The 14,859-nt window shown below is 61.6% G+C and carries 10 protein-coding genes, 1 tRNA gene and 1 pseudogene; 6 read left to right on the top strand and 6 right to left on the bottom strand.

Features of this window, described 5'->3' with window-relative positions; genetic code table 11:
- Nucleotides 1-378 precede the first annotated feature (378 nt).
- The 3 genes from C1722_RS02900 to C1722_RS02910 all read left to right on the top strand — a co-directional run bounded on the left by C1722_RS02900 (nucleotide 379) and on the right by C1722_RS02910 (nucleotide 3,555).
- Nucleotides 379-463: transfer RNA gene (locus tag C1722_RS02900), tRNA-Leu, on the top strand.
- Nucleotides 464-1,170: 707 nt separating this feature from the next.
- Entirely contained in the window at nucleotides 1,171-2,943 is a 1,773-nt protein-coding gene (locus C1722_RS02905; protein ID WP_102377911.1) for an oleate hydratase, read from the top strand.
- Between the two features lie 264 nt (nucleotides 2,944-3,207).
- Nucleotides 3,208-3,555 (top strand): guanylate cyclase, encoded by a 348-nt coding sequence (locus C1722_RS02910; protein WP_102379505.1) that lies wholly within the window; start codon nucleotides 3,208-3,210, stop codon nucleotides 3,553-3,555.
- Between the two features lie 113 nt (nucleotides 3,556-3,668).
- Here C1722_RS02910 and C1722_RS02915 read toward each other — a convergent pair whose 3' ends face one another.
- From C1722_RS02915 to C1722_RS02940, 6 genes are all read right to left on the bottom strand, one after another.
- Nucleotides 3,669-4,925, bottom strand: a complete 1,257-nt coding sequence (locus C1722_RS02915) for an aminotransferase class V-fold PLP-dependent enzyme (protein WP_102377912.1) — start codon at nucleotides 4,923-4,925, stop codon at nucleotides 3,669-3,671.
- 58 nt (nucleotides 4,926-4,983) lie between these two features.
- A complete protein-coding gene (locus C1722_RS02920) occupies nucleotides 4,984-5,421 on the bottom strand; it encodes a hypothetical protein (RefSeq protein WP_146040589.1) in 438 nt (145 codons plus the stop codon).
- Nucleotides 5,422-5,427: 6 nt separating this feature from the next.
- Complete coding sequence (locus tag C1722_RS02925) at nucleotides 5,428-7,500, bottom strand: aldehyde ferredoxin oxidoreductase N-terminal domain-containing protein (RefSeq protein ID WP_102377914.1); 2,073 nt, start codon at nucleotides 7,498-7,500, stop codon at nucleotides 5,428-5,430.
- Nucleotides 7,501-7,521: 21 nt separating this feature from the next.
- On the bottom strand, nucleotides 7,522-8,310 hold the full coding sequence (locus C1722_RS02930) for a 4Fe-4S dicluster domain-containing protein (protein ID WP_102377915.1): 789 nt from the start codon (nucleotides 8,308-8,310) through the stop codon (nucleotides 7,522-7,524).
- A complete protein-coding gene (locus C1722_RS02935; protein WP_102377916.1) occupies nucleotides 8,303-9,148 on the bottom strand; it encodes a cytochrome b/b6 domain-containing protein in 846 nt (281 codons plus the stop codon). The genes C1722_RS02930 and C1722_RS02935 overlap by 8 nt, the downstream gene beginning before the upstream one ends.
- Before the next feature lie 456 nt (nucleotides 9,149-9,604).
- Nucleotides 9,605-10,888, bottom strand: a complete 1,284-nt coding sequence (locus C1722_RS02940) for a Fic family protein (RefSeq protein WP_146040590.1) — start codon at nucleotides 10,886-10,888, stop codon at nucleotides 9,605-9,607.
- 465 nt (nucleotides 10,889-11,353) lie between these two features.
- Here C1722_RS02940 and tig point away from each other — a divergent pair, with 465 nt between their 5' ends.
- The 3 genes and pseudogenes from tig (at nucleotide 11,354) to clpX (ending at nucleotide 14,809) form a co-directional block, all read left to right on the top strand.
- Nucleotides 11,354-12,835, top strand: a complete 1,482-nt coding sequence (gene tig / locus C1722_RS02950) for a trigger factor (RefSeq protein WP_102377919.1) — start codon at nucleotides 11,354-11,356, stop codon at nucleotides 12,833-12,835.
- A gap of 72 nt (nucleotides 12,836-12,907) precedes the next feature.
- On the top strand, nucleotides 12,908-13,549 hold the full coding sequence (locus C1722_RS02955; RefSeq protein ID WP_102379506.1) for an ATP-dependent Clp protease proteolytic subunit: 642 nt from the start codon (nucleotides 12,908-12,910) through the stop codon (nucleotides 13,547-13,549).
- Nucleotides 13,549-14,809 (top strand): annotated as a pseudogene (gene clpX, locus C1722_RS02960) (ATP-dependent Clp protease ATP-binding subunit ClpX). Before C1722_RS02955 ends, clpX begins: the two are co-directional and overlap by 1 nt.
- Nucleotides 14,810-14,859 lie beyond the last annotated feature (50 nt).

The following is a 14,859-nucleotide window of genomic DNA, read 5'->3' on the forward strand; positions in this document are numbered from 1 at the left end:
GCGTTCGAGCTTCCGGCAGAGCAGGGCGAGCCGCGTTACCTCGACCTCATCGTCGATGACCGCACCGACGAGATCGTAAGCGCTTACGTGCAGAACGATCTGGACGTGGTGGCGGTCTCGACGCTCTGGAGCGCGATGGATTCGTAGACGATCGAGCGTTTGCAGCTGTGGGTGCTCGAAGGCGCAAGCGAGGTCTTTGGATGTTGCGCGCGGGTCTTCGGGTGCGGGCGGCAGCGGGCTGCGGCGGGGTTGCCGTTGCGAAGGCCCTCGGGCGGGGGCGTTTTGACGTTCGGATGTTCTCTTGGGAAACGCGCTTATGATTTGGTATCATATCGTGTTGCTGCGAGACGCCTGTTCGAAGCAGCACATCGCTCACGTGCGGGCGTGGCGGAATTGGCAGACGCGCCAGATTTAGGTTCTGGTACCGAAAGGTGTGAAGGTTCAAGTCCTTTCGCCCGCACCATACGCGATTTGCTGCGATTCGCGGATGGCGCTAGAGCATGGTGATCGCATGGGCGCGTGCGTGGTTTTGGCTGACCTGCGCCGAGGCCTAGGGGAAACGTCTCCGCGAGCCTTTTCCGAATGCTGCTCCCATATGTTGCGTTCGAGGACCTCGCAATGCCTTGAAGCGCACTGTTTTTCCCGTTGTACTGCGCTCGGGGCGCATGGATGCTCCCATGGAGATTGCCGGCTGTTTCTCCCTCATTCGTAGCGCCTGATCACCGACTTGTCTCTGATGGAACCCTTGTTGCGGATGCCGCTTTAGGGCATCGATCCGTCCATAACGGCCTCCAAACGCAACACATTGGGGAAAACAGTGCGTTTCGATGCCCGCTCACCCAGCATCAAGCTGAAACAGGCAAGGCGTGCGGAACGGAGGTTGCGCTGCGCGGCGGCGTCGCTGGTCGATGCGTCACGATGGGCGAGGGCGGCCGATGCCACGATGCGCCTTCGTCGGCCCTGCTTTCGATGGTTACACGCTCCTTTCGGCTTGACTTCCTTTCCGTCACGGTTCGGCGCTCGGCACCGTTATGGGAATACGATGGCTCGGTACGAGAACGGGCAGCGAGGCTCAAGCCGCATACGGCAAGCTGCACGAGGCATGCTGCACCAGACCGACCGCCAACAGCCGCACCGATACGCTGCGACCGCAGGAAAGGAAGCATCGTTATGAGACACACGAACGGAAACTACGAAGCATTTGCTCGTCCGAGAAAACCCGAAGGAGCAGACGAGAAGAGCGCCTATATCGTGGGCGGGGGATTGGCGGGACTCGCCGCCGCCGTGTTCCTGATCCGCGACGGCTATATGAAAGGCGATCGCATCCGCATACTCGAGGAGCTCGAGGTGCCGGGCGGCTCTTTAGACGGTAAAGCCGTGGCCCCCGACAGCTTCGTTACCCGCGGCGGGCGCGAGATGGAGAACCATTTCGAATGCCTGTGGGACCTGTTCCGCTCGATTCCGTCTTTGGAAGTCGAGGACGCATCGGTGCTCGACGAGTTCTACTGGCTCGACCACGACGATCCGAACTCGTCCAACTGCCGCATCATCTGCAACCGCGGCGAGCGCGCCGAAGACGACGGGGATTTCACGCTGTCTAAGAAGGCCCAGAAAGAACTCGTCGAGCTCTGGATGGCCTCGGAGGACACGCTTGAGGGCAAACGCATCGAAGACGTGTTCGGCGACGAGTTCTTCGAATCGAACTTCTGGCTGTACTGGTGCTCGATGTTCGCGTTCGAACGCTGGCACTCGGCGATCGAGATGCGCCGCTACATCATGCGCTTCATTCACCACATCAAAGGGCTCCCCGATTTCACCGCGCTCAAGTTCACGCGGTACAACCAGTACGAATCCCTCGTGAAGCCCCTTGTTTCGTTTTTGGAGGACAAGGGCGTTCGTTTCGAGTACGGTATCCGGGTCACGGATATCCCGATCGATTTCACGGGCGGAAACAAGGTAGCCCGCAAGCTGCTCACCGAGAAAGACGGCAAGACCGCCGAGATCGAGTTGACTGAAAACGATCTGGTATTCGTGACGAACGGCTCTATCACCGAAAGCTCCACGCAGGGCGCCCACGACAAGCCCGCTCCCATCACCCATGATCTGGGCGGCAGCTGGACCCTGTGGAAGAACCTCGCCAAACAGTCGCTCGAATTCGGCAACCCCGATGCGTTCTGCGATAACCTGCCCCAGGAAAGCTGGTTCGTCTCGGCGACGGCTACCTGGCAAAACGGGGAGATCGACCCGTATATCGAGCGGTTGACGCACCGGGAGCTGCGCACCGGCAAGATCGTGACGGGCGGCATCATCACCGTGAAGGATTCCAACTGGCTCATGAGCTTCACCATCCATCGTCAGCCCCACTTCAAGGAGCAGGGCGGCGAGCAGACGGTCATGTGGGTGTACGGCCTGCTTTCCAACGTGCCGGGCAACTACGTGAAGAAGCCCATCGAGGAATGCACCGGCGAGGAGATCGCGCAAGAGCTGCTGTTCCATCTAGGCGTGCCCGACGACAAGATCGATGCCATGGCCCACGGGTCGTGCACGGTCGTTCCCGTGTACATGCCCTTCATCACCTCGTACTTCATGCTGCGATCTCCGGGCGACCGTCCGCTCGTCGTGCCGAAGGGTTCCAAGAACCTCGCGTTCATCGGCAACTTCGCCGAGACCGAGCGCGATACGGTGTTCACGACCGAGTATTCGGTTCGCACGGCCATGGAGGCGGTGTACCAGCTCTTGGACATCGAGCGCGGCGTTCCCGAGACGTTCGCCTCGGCCTACGATCTGCGCGCCATCGCCAACTCGATCTACTATCTGTCCGATCGCAAGATGCTCGTCGATATGGATCTGCCGTTCGTCGAGCAGAAGATCGTCGACGGATTCGTGCGGAAAACCGAAGGCACCTACATCGGCGACCTGCTCAAGGGGAGCCATTTGGTGTAGGTTGTTCGAGCCGTTGCCGCAACCTGTGCATTCGCCTGCGCGGGTTGCGTACGTCTTGCGGGGCTGGCGGGCGGCGGCCCGTCGGCCCCGCTTCGCGGTTGGGCCGAGAGCGCTTCCGCGCAGCATTGCGCTTTCTGGATTCCGTTGCGCTTGCTTCGATTTTCGGATCCGTGACGAAACCGAAATCGCGGGACCGTCGTGATATCATGGACTGATCAAGCTGACCGCAGGCCGAATATGGCCGTGAAGACGCAAGGAGGCGCCGTGATCGCTCGACTGTACCGCATCATACCGTTGGTCATCGTGCTCGCCATCATTGCGCTTGCGGTCTATTTCGTGGTTTCGTACCGGTCTTCACCCAACCGGGCCAAGGAAGTCCTCATCAAATCCTTCACGTGGCTGACGGGTATCCTCTCGGGCTTCTTCGCGCTTGCGAGCTTGTACGCACTCCTCGAACGGAATTATTTCGCACTCGATATCATGGCGAGCTTCCTTGCGGTAACGCTTATCGCTCTCGGCATCGTGCTCGTCTGCAAAGCGGTTTTTCTCAAGCATCATCCGCAGTACCGAAAAAAGCCGATGAAGACGGAAAAGAAGCGTCGGCTGAGGTAGCTCGCGCCGCCTGTGCGCCGCCGAGCGAAACGCCCGGCGTTCGGCGTTCGCCCCGTCGATGCTGCGCGCGTGCGCGCCGATTGGTCCGTTCGCCCCGCGTGGCATGAAGACCCTTACGGAAACACCGACATGATGCGCCTGCTGATGGTGCGCCGCGCGCCTTCGACCGTATCGAGGAACCGATCGATCTCGTCGGGCGTGTTGTAGAAGCACGGGCTTACCCTGCACGACTGTTCGACCCCCAACCTGCGATGCAAGGGCTGCGCGCAGTGCGACCCCGATCTGACGGCGATGTTCCGACTGTCGAGCACGAGGGCCACGTCCTGCGGGTGCGCGCCGACCACGCCGAACGCGACGACGCCGCTTCGGTCGAGCGTGGGATAGGGGTTGCCGTAGATGCGCAGCGAATCGATCGCCCGCATGCCGTCGATCAGTCGGTTGGCGAGATCCCGCTCGATCGATTCGATCTCGTCGAAGCCGATCCGGGTCAGGTAATCGATGGCGGCAGCGAGCCCGATCGCGCCGGCGACGTTGGGGGTTCCCGCTTCGAAGCGCTTCGGCCCCGGCTCGAACGTCGAATGCCGCTCGTGCACCGCATCGATCATCTCGCCGCCGAACATGTACGGGGGCATCGATTCGAGCAGATCGGTTCTCGCATAGAGCACGCCGATCCCCATGGGCGCATACATCTTGTGTCCCGAGAACGCGGCGAAATCGACGCCGAGCCGCTTCATGTCGAGGGGTCGATGCCCTGCGCTCTGCGCGCAATCGAGTACGACGACGGCCCCCATATCGTGGGCTCGGGATACGATCTTCTCGATGGGGAAGATCGTTCCGAGCACGTTCGACGCATGCGCGATCGCGACGATCTTGGTTGCGGGCCCGATCTTTTCCTCCATCTCGTTATCGCGCAGTCTTCCGTTCTCGTCGGGGTACAAAAAGACGAGCTTCGCCCCGGTTTTTTCGCAGACGTGCTGCCAGACGACGAGATTGCTGTGATGCTCCGAGATGGGAAGGGCGATCTCGTCGCCTGGCCTCAGGCGTTCGAGGGCGAAGCAGTGCGCGACGAGGTTGATCGCCTCGGTTGTATTGCGCGTGAAAACAATCTCGTCCGCCTTTGCTCCGATAAAATCGGCGACGATGGCGCGCGATCCCTCGTAAAGCCGTGTGGAGGCAACGCTTGTCCGGTATACGCCGCGGTACGGATTGGCGTTGCAATCGCGATAATACCCCTCGACCGCCTCGAGGACGGTCGAGGGCTTGTGCGTAGTGGCCGCGTTGTCAAGGTAAGCGAGCGGCGGAAGGGCGTATCCGAGTTCGCCTTCCAAGGCGCGGAGCGCGGGGAAATCCTTGTAGTAGCAAGAGCTCATCCTTCTCACCTATCCTTATCGGGCCACACGGGGTTGGTTCGCATCGGTGCCGTCCGGCTTACTGCTCGCCGCTCGCCTCGACGAGGTCTCTCAGCTGCGCATAGCGCATCTCGATCAGGTGCCCGAGCTTCTGCACCTTGCCGAAGTACGCCTCCTCCTGCGCGGTGTCGCGCGCGATCGCGTCGGCGAGAGACGGGTCACCCAGGCTGTTTCTCACCCAGGCAACGAGCTTGTCGACATCGAACCAGCTGATGGAGCCCTTGCCGCCCGTGGAAAGCCCCATGCCGGCGGTTCCGAACCGAAGAAACTGAGCGGCTTCCTTCAGGCTGTAGATGTAGATGTCGCGGTTGCCTGCAGCGGGGTTCATCTCGATGCCGATGAAGTGCTCGCCCCAATCGAGCTCGCGCAGGATGTAGCGGGCTTCGTCGGCATCTGCGGGCGGGAACGAATAGAGATCGACCACTTCGTCGGGCATTGTCAGAGTACCGTCTGCCATGGTTCATCATCCTTTCTGCAGTGCGCCTGCCGCCTCGAGGGTGTCGGCGACGTATCCGAGGTCGTACGATTCAAGCGCCGCGCGGGTGGGGCAGCCGGTGGACACGTCCCATCCCTCGTGCTCGTAGAAGCGGTCTTTCACGGTTTCGAAGCGGTCGCGGTCGAGCACACGGTCCATGCAAGTGCCGTACGTCCACCTTCCGTCCTCGAAGACCGGCAGCGGATAGGGCGCGCTCGTCGGCAGCGAGTACACGAACTCGGCGAACACCTCCTGGTCGCGATGGCGCCCCTGCATGTGCCAGATGGCACGGTCGAGCAGGTAGATCTTCTTGCCCATCTCGAGGCTCTCTTCGAACGTGATGTCGATGCCGGTTACCGCCTTGTACATGCGCGGCTCGAAATCGGGGGTGGCGGGGGTGGGGTCGCCCGTCGGCGAGGCATATTCGATGAGGTGGGGCCACAGCCAGTCGCACATGCCCATCGACTGCACCCAGAAGCGCCCGTAGTGCCTCATCCAGGCGACCTTCTCGATCGTGGCGTCGGAGTAAATGCCCTCTTCGCTGTAGTCGAAGCACATCGGATCGTCGAGCGTCGTCGAGGCGGCGAGGCGGTTGACCATTTCCTCGGCGGAGATGAGCGGCTCTTCGCCGACCATGCTGCAGATCATCGGCATCCAGTGCACGTGCCAGTTGAGCCCGTGCTCGTTGACGTCGCGCTCGCTCATGATGCTCGCGTAGCTCCACTCCACCTCGAGGCGCGGGTCGTAGTGGTAGAAGTAGCCCCATTGCGGGTACTGGAAGGTGCCGTTGGCGCTGTCCTCTTCCCAGCGGCCCCACTTCTTGACGGCCCGCATCGACCCTTCGGCCAGATCGGCGCCGATATCCTCGCGGTAGGCGATCGCCTTGATGAACGCCTCGGCGAACTCCCAGCTTCCGAACTTGTCGAAGGGGAGGTTCGATTCGATCTCTTTGCCCGGTCCCATGACGCCCATCTTGTAGAGGTTGCGGCAGTAGGAGATGATGCTCGTCTCGAAACCGTTCATGCCGAGCTTGTTCTGCAGGTCTGCGGCGCGCACCTGGTCTTTCAGGTTGTCGGCCGACATGTAGAACAGCGAGGCCGCGCACATGATGCCGTTGCCCACGCCGTCGTCGAAGTTATGGCGGCAGTTGCGGAAGCACCCTTGGCATCCGTAGGGACGCGAGATCATGTCGCGCGCGTTCCAGTAGATGCCGTTGAAGCCGGGGTGCCTCGTGATGAAGCCGTAGACGGCGGCGTCGGGGTTGGGTGTTTCGAGTACCGGGTCGTCGACGTTGTAGGCGAATTTCTGCTGGAACTCGATGCGCAGATCGATGAGCGCCGCCGGGTCGGCAACGGAAACGCTTCCCGTACCGAGGAAGCTCACGGCCTTGAGGTTCTTCGAGCCCCAGACGGCCCCGAGCCCGCTCTGCCCGGCGTGGTGTCCCGCATCGTGGGTGATGGTCGCCGTGCGCCCGAGGTTCTCGCCGGTGGGGCCGATGCACATGACGGCGGGTTTCTGGGTGGTGCGCCCCCCGTCGCGCGTCGTACCGACCGTGTACCATTCGCCGTCGGGCGTTCCCTTCGTCACGTAGTCCCAGATGGTCTCCTGGGTTTGAGCGGTGTCGAGGCCCCAGAGGTCGTCGGCGTTGTGGAACTCGACCTCGTCGTTGACGATGTTGATCCACGTCTTCTCGGGAGCCTTGCCCTTGATGACGTAGGCGTCGTATCCGGCGGCCTTGATCATGCCGGCGATCCTGCCGCCCATGCTGGAGCGCGTGAACCACTCGGGGTCTGCGAACGATCCGATGCCCTGGATCTCGACGCGCGCCGATGCCGAGGGAACCGGCGTACCCGAAAAGGGGTTGGCGCACACGGTGACCACATTGCCTTCGTCGAAGGGGCCGACGGTCTTGTCTTCGCAATAGTCCCAGAACAGCGCCGATCCCATACCGTGGCCGCCGCCCCATTGCTGGTACGGCTCTGAGTCGATGGTCTCAGCCGTCTGGTTGGTCAAATCTATGATGAGGATCTTTCCGACGAATCCTCCGGTTGCTTGCGACATAGGTTTCCTCCTTGCGGTCGGTTATTCTTCTTCGGCAGCGTCGGCGGGTTGCGGCGGTACCACCGATGCGGTTGGAACCGAAACGTCGGGCCGCACGCGGCCCGCATCGTCGATGGGGAAGCCGATGATCGCCCAGTGCTCGTTGCGCAGGTTGACGTCGTATCCCTCGTCGCTTTGGCGCGGGATGGTGCGGGTGAACGATATCGCCCGCATGGGGCAGACCTCGACGCAGGCCTGCTTCCCGCACGGACCGCCTTCCTGGTCCCAGTACGGCGTGTTGAGGCAGAGATCGCATTTCTGCGCGCATTTATCCTCGTAGTTCCATTGCACACGGGAGGGTGTGAACGGGCAGGCTTCGATGCAGCGCTCGCAGCCGATGCACTTGCCCTCGGCGACGAGCCGCACGCCCGTCTCGGGGTCGGCGTGCATGGCGCCGGTGGGGCATGCGTCGACGCAGGAAGGGTACGGGCACTGGCGGCACTGGTTCTGCTGCACGTCGAGCGGGAAGCAGCCGAGCGGGTTTTTGGTGAGCTGCAGGCGCGAGAGGTTCACGTTCGTGCGGCCGCTGTGTGCGAGCGAACAGGCGAGCATGCACGTCTCGCAGGCGCCGCACTTCTTGGTGTCGACGAGCAGGTAGCCCCCCGATGCCTCGACCGCGTATACTTCGTCGCCTACGAGGAAGGCCGAAACCCCGGCTCCCGCGAGTATCGCGCCGATGCCGATCCCCCCGATTGCTGCAACGAAATCGCGGCGCGTTACGGTTTTGGCCGCTGCCCGCCCATCGGCGGGGTTCGAGTTCTTCTCAGACATGTTCCAAACCATCCTTTCGTCCTTGTGCGGCCAGCGGCGCGTTTGCTTCGCCCGCTTCGCCGGTCATGTCGGTTGCGGTTTCGACCGCGCCTTTCTCCTCAAGCTCTTCGATCCAAGCGGAATGCTCGTGCTTCGCATGTTCGAGCGGCACGTAGCCGGTGAACATCGATTTCAGCGTCTTCCACGACACCGGCAGAACGGCGCCGAAGAACACGTGCGCGAGGAAGAACAGCAGCATCAGCGCCGCGGAGATATCGTGTACCCAGGTCATGGCGTTCATGAAGCCCTCCGGGAGGGCGAGCGCGTGGGCGAGCACCTTGAACAGTCCGCTTACGAGCACGGCTACCGTCGCTACGATGGCGAGGATGAACGCCATGCGCTCGCTTTCGAAGTACTTGGCCTCTTTGGGATAGGTGCACGATCTGACGCCGAGCAGGCTGCCGTAGTGGTTCAGCGTGTAGGTGATGGCGTTCTTGGTGGGCATGTGCTCGCCGAATCGCCATCGGGAGATGATCGTATTGCCGAGCCAGTAAAACGTGCCGAACAGAAAGAACAACGCGAACACGAAGTGCACGTTGAACCATGTGGCGGTCGCATCGTTTCCCGTGACGAACGAGGGGGTGAATCTCGTTCCGAGTATGATGCCCGACACGAGCAAGAGCGCCGTGCCGACCGCGTGGGTCCAATGCGACACGCGTGCGGGGCCGTCGTGCCTGAGTACCCGATTTCCGCGGATGACCGGATCTTGGCGCTTGCTCAAACCCGCTGCCAACAACCCCAGAAACGGAGCCGCGAATACGAGCCAGGTGAATTGGTCGAACAAAAGCGTTTCTTGCATCCCTGCTCCTCTCGTCTGCTAGAACATGGGCAAAAGTATAGAAATGGCAGGCCGAAGCCCCAACGTGGCAGAAATGAACGGAAAGCGCGGCGGCGGGATGCGGTTTTCGGGTGTCCACCTGTTCATAATGAACAGCAAGCGCCTGCATCGATGGCGAGCGGCGGAAGGTGGCCGGCGGACGCGCGCTGTAAAGTCGCGAAGCAGGGCAGAATGCAGCGTGAAGCGGTGCCGCAGGGCGATTCCCGCACATCGTTTCGCGCGCCCTGCTCGGCCATCGGCCTGATTAGGGGTATCGGGGGCGCGCTTTGCCGGCAAGCAAGCGCCGTTCACCGCCGAAACGAAGCCGATGAATACGCAAGCGGATCAATGGGGATAAAGGTTGCTGCGAAGGCGAAGGCACGCAGACTGCCGCGAAGGCGAAAGCGCGCGAGCGGACGCGCCTGCTCGGCGGTAAGGTTACAGGTTGCGGGAAAGGTCCTCGATGCGGCTGTCGGCCACGAAGACGAAGGCCTTGCCGCGCTGCTCGGCGCGCAGGTAGCCGGCGTCGGCCAGCTCGACGAGATCCCTTCGGGCCGTCGCGTACGAGATGCGGTTCTTCTCTTGGTGGTAGCGGATATGGAATTCCGCAAGCGGCGTGCGCAGCGCACGCGCCAAAATGGAACGTTGGCGGTGGTTGAAGCGCGGGTCGGTCGAAAGCATGCTCCGCGCCGCCCTGTCGCGATGGGCGATGCCCGAGATGCGGCTCTCTATCTTGTCGAGTTCGAGGGCGATGCACTCCGCCGATAGCGTGTGGTGCACGGTGAGGTCGCAGCAGCTCCGCCTCCGCGTGCTTTCGTATTCGGCGGGGCCGCAGAGCGTGAACTCGTCGAGGGTGCCTTCCGTCCAGCGGCGTTTCGCCTCCGAGATGGGGGCGATGGCGAGGACGGGCAGGTTGTTTTTGAGGTAGAACAGCTTCGAAGCCAAGGAGGCGACGTGGGTGCTCGCAATGCCGAACGGCCGATGGTAGCGAAGCGCATCGGCAACGAGGTTGCCGCGTAGCACCGAGAGATCCTCGCCGTCATCGTCTTCGCGTTCGGCATAGGAGACGATGCGCTGAAGCTGCTGCCGGACGAGCGCCCAAGCATCTTCGTCGACGGGGCGATCGCCGTAGCGTGTCGAGAGGCTGCGGATGTCCTCGGCCTCGATTCCCTCGATCAATCGGCGGTGGAGCTCGAACAGCAGCGATTCCGAAAAAGGCTCGCCCGCAAGCGACGGCAGGTCGGCGTCGATGGCGACGGCGTTCGCGACGATCCGCTCGGCGGGCTGCTCGGGCGGCGTGCCCAGCCTGACGTGCATCTCGAGATGATCTCGGTCGACGGGGATCCCCGCGAGCCTCGAAGCTGCCACCGCTTCGGTAAGCCGCAGCTCGAAGGAGAACGTGCGGTCGGCATGATCGAGCAGCGCCTCGTAAAGGGGGGAATCCTTCGAGCTTCTTCGGGATATCTCTTCGACCAGGTCGCTTAACTCGTGCGTCCTGCGGTACCACAGGAGGTTCTGCTCTTCGTCGGGGAACAGGTGCACGCCGATGCACGAGCCGATGCTGCCGAGCATGTCCCAAACCGAAAGCGGGCTCATATTCGGGGGTAGGGGATGCTGGAGAAACGTATCCCACGTCATGGCCTCGCGCAGGGAAAGGCGAAGCAGCGCGCGGAAACTTCGATCATGGATGATCTCGGTCAATGTCGGTGTGCGCTCGTCCACTGTTCCCCCTGAACGGCGGCTCGGGCCGCCTCGTCCGCGTCGAGGATGCAACCGATGCCGCAGGGCGTTTCGCGGGCATCGTCAAAGTAGCAAATTACTATAGATGAAGCCGCCGCGCCGCCGGCGGCGATTCGGGTGGAAGGCCGAATCGCGGCGAGAGGGGCGCAGCCGCCTTTGGCGTTGCGCGCTTCGATGCGCAATGCTCGGTACTACTGCTTTCAGCGTATGTTCGGTAACCGCACGATATCCAAATCGTCAGTTTGATGTGTTCGTGTGCGTTCGTTCTTTCTCATTCTATGCAGATATGCGATAATTCCGTTTCGGTATGCTTTAAGACGTGGGATACCACGTTTCACGTGGGGTGCTGCAAGGCTCTGGCGGGCGGTTGAAAGATCGGCCTCGGATGGCGCTGCGAACCGCGTTTATGCCGCAAGGCAACAAGTACATAATGGAAGGAAAACATACGTGGAAACAAAAGTCGAGGCATTGAAGGACAACCAAGTAAAGCTGACCGTCACGATCGATGCCAAAGAGATTGATGATCGCATCAAGAAAACCTACAAGGATTTCGCCTACAAGTACAACTTCCCGGGCTTTCGCCGCGGTAAGGCGCCGCGTCCGGTCATCGACAATGCACTCGGCGCAGAAGCCGTTCCCGCGACGGTTACCGATGCGGTTCTGAACGAAACGTATCCGCTCGCCGTCGACGAGGCCCTGCTGTATCCCGTTTCGCAGCCGCAGTTCGAAAACGATTCCACGATGGTCGAAGGCGGCAAGCCCTTCACGTACTCGGCGACCGTTACGGTCAAGCCCGAGCTCGAGCTTTCGAGCTACGAGCCGGTCGACATCGAGCTTCCCGCCGAAGGCGCGACCGACGACGAGATCGCCGAGCAGATCGATCAGCTGCGCGAGCATTACTACTCGTTCGAGGACGCAGCGGCCAGCGCAAAGATCGAAGAGGGCGGCTATGCGGAGCTTTCCATGACCGCGACCGACGCCGAAGGAGAAACGCTTGAGACGCTGACGACCGAGTCGCGCCTGTACGGCCTTGGCGTGGGGCTGTTCCCCGAGGCGTTCGATGCCGAGCTCATCGGCCTCAAGAAGGGGCAGAAGAAGGGCTTCGACATCGACATCACCAAGGATTCTTCGATGATGACGTCTTCTCTCGCCGATAAGACCGACAAGATCCATTTCGAGATCGAGGTTCTTGCCGTCAAGAAGCAGATCCTTCCCGAAGTGACCGACGAGTGGGCCAAAGACACGCTCGGGTTCGAGGGCGTCGACGATCTGAAGGCCCGCATCGCCGATTCGATAGAGAAGCAGAAGGCCGACGTGCTTCCGGGCATGAAGGAGAACGCGTGTTTGAACGTGCTCGCCGAGCGTCTCGAGGGCGAAGTTCCCGAGTCGATGGTCGAGGCGAACGAGGCCGATCTTTTGAAATCGTTCTTCCAGCAGCTGCAGTCGCAGGGCATGAGCTTCGACGTGTACCTGATGCAGCAGGGAATCACCGCCGACCAGTTCAAGGAGGATGTGAAGAAGCAATCCTCCGACATCGCCAAGCAGGACCTTGCGCTCGATGCGTGGGCACGTCATGCCAAGATGGAAGTGACCGATCAGGAGCTGACCGACGAGTTCGTCAAGAGCGGCGTCGAGGATCCTGCGGCGCTCGAAGCCGAGTGGCGTGCTAACGGCCAGATGCACATGCTGCGCCAGGGCATCCTGCGCACCCGCGCGGTCACCGAGATCATGGATACGGCGAACGTCACCGAGCTGACCGGCGCCAAGGACGAGAAGAAGGCCGAGAAGAAGCCCGCCAAGAAGACTGCGGCGAAGAAGGCCGCAACCGACGGCGCGGAGGCCGAGGAAAAGAAGGCTCCCGCAAAGAAGAAGGCCCCGGCCAAGAAGGCGGCTGAGAAGAAGGCCGAAGCCGAAGAAGCGAAAGAATAGATGAGCATACCGGATACCGAAATCAAGCATATGAGAGCAAGGCGGGTCATGCCCGCCGGAAACGAGGCATCAATGGCTACGAACAACTTCAAAAGCACAGCGGCGCTCATCCCCTACGTTATCGAGCAATCGCCACGTGGGGAGCGCAGCTACGATATCTACTCCCGTTTGCTGAACGATCGCATCATCTTTTTGGGTGAGCAGATCGATGACAACGTGGCGAACTCGGTGGTTGCGCAGATGCTCCATCTTGCGAACTCCGATCCCGACAAGGACATCTCGCTCTACATCAATTCGCCGGGAGGATCGGTTACGGCGGGACTCGCCATCCTCGACACGATGGATTTCATCAAGTGCGACGTATCGACCATCTGCTTGGGCGAGTGCGCTTCCATGGCAGCCGTGCTGCTGTCTGCCGGCGCGAAGGGCAAGAGGCTGTGCCTGCCGAATTCGATGGTCCTCATCCACCAACCGTCCGGCGGCGCGCAGGGCCAGCAGACCGAGATCGCCATCGTGGCCGATTTCATGCTGAAGACCCGTCAGCGCCTGAACAAGATCCTCGCGGACAACACCGGGCAATCGCTCGAGACGATCCAGAAGGATACGGAGCGCGATAACTACATGACGGCCGAGGAAGCGAAAGCCTACGGCCTGGTCGACGACATTGTGAAGTCCCAGGCGTCTCTCGGTGACGACAAGAAAAGCGAAGAGTAATGTCCAACGACAGAATTGACGGGCGCGACGCGGGTTTCGGGGGGGAGCAAGACCCCCGGGACATCGCGTGCGCCTTCTGCGGAAAAGCACCGCACCAGGTTTCGGCTATGATATCGGGTCCTGGCGGCATCTACATTTGCGACGAGTGCATTTCGGTGTGCGCCGATGCGATGATGCGCGACATAGGTGCGAGCAACGCCGGCGAGCACGAATCGCCGGCGCCTGCCGCCTNCGAAGCGCGCGCTGTCCGTTGCCGTGTACAACCACTACAAGCGCATCAGCCTCGACGAGGATCTCGACGAGGACGATGTTGAGATCGCGAAGAGCAATATCCTCCTGCTCGGACCCACCGGTTCGGGAAAGACGCTCTTGGCCCAAACGCTTGCGCGCACGCTGCAGGTGCCGTTTGCCATCGCCGATGCGACGACGCTCACCGAGGCGGGCTATGTGGGCGAGGATGTGGAGAACATCCTTCTGAAGCTCATCACCGCTGCCGACTTCGACGTGTCGCGTGCCGAGATCGGCATCATCTACATCGACGAGATCGACAAGATCGCGCGCAAGGCCGAGAACCTCTCGATCACGCGCGACGTGTCGGGCGAGGGCGTACAGCAGGCGCTTCTGAAGATCGTCGAGGGGACCGAGGCGAGCGTTCCGCCGCAGGGCGGGCGCAAGCATCCCCAGCAGGAGCTCATCCACATCGATACGACGAACATCCTGTTCATCTTGGGCGGGGCGTTCGTGGGGCTTTCCGACATCGTGGCGCAGCGCGTAGGCAAAACGGGACTCGGCTTCAATGCGGAGCCTCCCAAGACAAAGAAGCTCGCCGAGGCGGAGCTGATGGCGAAGGTGCTGCCCGAAGATCTCAACAAGTACGGCATGATTCCCGAGTTCGTGGGCCGCATTCCCGTGATCACCTCGCTCAAGGAGCTTTCCGAGGAAGATCTCGTGCGCATCCTCACCGAACCCAAGAACGCGCTCGTGAAGCAGTACACGCGCATGTTCGAGTTCGAGGATGCCGAGCTCGAATTCGAGCCGGATGCCCTGCGCGCCATCGCGCACGAGGCTGTCGAGCACGGAACGGGTGCCCGCGGTCTTCGCTCCATCATGGAGCGCGTGCTGCTCGACGTGATGTACGACCTTCCCGAACAGGAAGGCTCGTCGCGCGTCGCCGTGCGGGCAACCGATATCACGGGAGAAACGAGTCCCGAGATCGTCGCCGTCAAGGAATCGAAACGCAAGTCCAAGCAGAGCGCCTAGCAGCAAAGCGAGAACGGGCGGGCGCGGCGTATAAGCTGGCGCCCGCCTTT

The sequence above is a fragment of the Raoultibacter timonensis genome, from assembly GCF_900240215.1.
GTDB lineage: Bacteria > Actinomycetota > Coriobacteriia > Coriobacteriales > Eggerthellaceae > Raoultibacter > Raoultibacter timonensis.

Excerpts from the sequence above, each read along its gene's own strand:
- C1722_RS02930 (WP_102377915.1), bottom strand. The coding sequence starts at position 8,310 with ATGTCTGAGAAGAACTCGAACCCCGCCGATGGGCGGGCAGCGGCCAAA.
- C1722_RS02935 (WP_102377916.1), bottom strand. The coding sequence starts at position 9,148 with ATGCAAGAAACGCTTTTGTTCGACCAATTCACCTGGCTCGTATTCGCG.
- C1722_RS02915 (WP_102377912.1), bottom strand. The coding sequence starts at position 4,925 with ATGAGCTCTTGCTACTACAAGGATTTCCCCGCGCTCCGCGCCTTGGAA.
- C1722_RS02955 (WP_102379506.1), top strand. The coding sequence starts at position 12,908 with ATGGCTACGAACAACTTCAAAAGCACAGCGGCGCTCATCCCCTACGTT.
- C1722_RS02920 (WP_146040589.1), bottom strand. The coding sequence starts at position 5,421 with ATGGCAGACGGTACTCTGACAATGCCCGACGAAGTGGTCGATCTCTAT.
- C1722_RS02925 (WP_102377914.1), bottom strand. The coding sequence starts at position 7,500 with ATGTCGCAAGCAACCGGAGGATTCGTCGGAAAGATCCTCATCATAGAT.
- C1722_RS02905 (WP_102377911.1), top strand. The coding sequence starts at position 1,171 with ATGAGACACACGAACGGAAACTACGAAGCATTTGCTCGTCCGAGAAAA.